This is a genomic window from Actinospineispora acaciae DSM 45401, from assembly GCF_000620785.1.
GTDB classification, from domain to species: Bacteria; Actinomycetota; Actinomycetes; order Mycobacteriales; family Pseudonocardiaceae; genus Pseudonocardia; species Pseudonocardia acaciae.
Window position 1 is genome coordinate 1 of the sequence record NZ_JIAI01000089.1, and the last position, 1410, is coordinate 1410.

1 rRNA gene is annotated in these 1410 nt (G+C 57.2%); it reads right to left on the reverse strand.

Annotated features, from left to right (window positions below):
- Window positions 1–1337 (reverse strand): 23S ribosomal RNA (locus N912_RS65460); the annotation flags it as partial.
- Between the last annotated feature and the right edge of the window lie 73 nt (window positions 1338–1410).

Genomic DNA, 1410 nt, shown 5'->3' on the forward strand with positions numbered 1-1410 from the left:
ACGGGAACAGGACGCTCCCCTACCCACACCCACAACCACACCCCACACACAAGTGCCTGAGGCAAGTCTTCACGCGGATGTGCCACGGCTTCGGCGGTACGCTTGAGCCCCGCTACATTGTCGGCGCGGAACCACTTGACCAGTGAGCTATTACGCACTCTTTCAAGGGTGGCTGCTTCTAAGCCAACCTCCTGGTTGTCTCTGCGATCCCACATCCTTTCCCACTTAGCGCACGCTTAGGGGCCTTAGCCGGTGATCTGGGCTGTTTCCCTCTCGACTACGAAGCTTATCCCCCGCAGTCTCACTGCCACGCTTCACTTCACTGGCATTCGGAGTTTGGTTGATTTCGGTAAGCTTGTCGGCCCCCTAGACCATCCAGTGCTCTACCTCCAGGAAGAAACACGCAACGCTGCACCTAAATGCATTTCGGGGAGAACCAGCTATCACGGAGTTTGATTGGCCTTTCACCCCTACCCACAGCTCATCCCCCAGGTTTTCAACCCTGGTGGGTTCGGGCCTCCACACCGTCTTACCGACGCTTCACCCTGGCCATGGGTAGATCACTCCGCTTCGGGTCCGCAACACACGACTACAACGCCCTCTTCGGACTCGCTTTCGCTACGGCTACCCCACACGGGTTAACCTCGCCACATGCCACGACTCGCAGGCTCATTCTTCAAAAGGCACGCCATCACCCCACACAGAAGCTCTGACGGCTTGTAGGCACACGGTTTCAGGTACTCTTTCACTCCCCTCCCGGGGTACTTTTCACCTTTCCCTCACGGTACTAGTCCGCTATCGGTCACCAGGTAGTATTTAGGCTTAACGGGTGGTCCCGCCAGATTCACAGCAAATTCCACGAGCTCGCTGCTACTCGGGAACACCATCCAACACAACACCACAAGCTTTCACGTACGGGGGTCTCACCCTCTACGCCGGCCCTTTCCAGAAACCTTCCGCTAACCCACGGCATTATGTTCGAGGTCGCAGCGGCAACCCCACGATGATCTCCCACAACACCCATCCCGCAACGCCCGCCGGCTTGAACACGAAACAGGTTTAGCCTCCTCCGCTTTCGCTCGCCACTACTCACGGAATCACAATTGTTTTCTCTTCCTACGGGTACTGAGATGTTTCACTTCCCCGCGTTCCCTCCACACACCCTATACATTCAGGTGCGGGTGACACCCCTTATTATCCGGGTGCCGGGTTACCCCATTCGGACATCCTCGGATCACAGCTCGGTTGACAACTCCCCGAGGCCTATCGCGGTCTCCCACGTCCTTCATCGGCTCCTGATGCCCAGGCATCCACCATGCGCCCTTACATACTTCACCACAACAAGATGCTCGCATCCACTATGCAACACTCAACAAACAACCACACCCCACCACCACAGCGCCACCACCC